Here is a 555-nt window from a genome sequence, read left to right as displayed (position 1 = left end):
CAGGCGAACCGGCGCAGCCGGTTGGGGGTCTGGTCGAGGGAGGCGTCGGTCATGGGCCGGTATTATCCGACAAAGCGGCCACCCGGTGGGTTGACGGTTTCCCGGCTCCGGCCATAAAAAAAACCCGCCGGTAAGGGCGGGTCTATAAAAGGGGCTATGCAGCCCCCAAGGGGAAATCGTTCAGGCCATCAGGCCTGCAATCCTGCTTCAGGCGGCCGAGTGCGCGTTCTTGGCGCTCGTCTTGCCAGCCAGGGCACGGATGCCGTGGGCCAGCTTACGCAGGCCGGCGGCCAACGCACGCATCGGGTGCGGGCGGAACTGTTCTTCAATAGCCTGCAGCATCAGTTGACGCTCGAGTTCGTCGGTCAGGCGGATGGTGTTGTTCGGGTTGATCACAATAGCCTCCACGGGCTTGCACTGTTGTTTAGCTACTAGGGATAACCCGAATTATAGGGTTAACCCTGAAGCTGTGCAAGTGCCTGGTGCGTATCGGCAACATCCTGGTGCTGATGATGCCCCAAATCGGCGCTGCGGGGCAGCATAAGCAAAGATACG

Annotated in this window: 1 protein-coding gene; it reads right to left on the bottom strand. The window is 60.5% G+C overall.

Annotation, left to right across the window (positions count from 1 at the left end):
• Positions 1-207: 207 nt before the first annotated feature.
• A complete protein-coding gene (locus SB751_RS28055; protein WP_006389355.1) occupies positions 208-396 on the bottom strand; it encodes a hypothetical protein in 189 nt (62 codons plus the stop codon).
• Positions 397-555 lie beyond the last annotated feature (159 nt).

Origin of the sequence: Cupriavidus sp. SIMBA_020, assembly GCF_046535395.1 — a bacterium.
Classification (GTDB): domain Bacteria; phylum Pseudomonadota; class Gammaproteobacteria; order Burkholderiales; family Burkholderiaceae; genus Cupriavidus; species Cupriavidus campinensis.
Note: the sequence above shows the minus strand (reverse complement) of the source record. Positions and strands in the feature narration are given on the sequence as shown.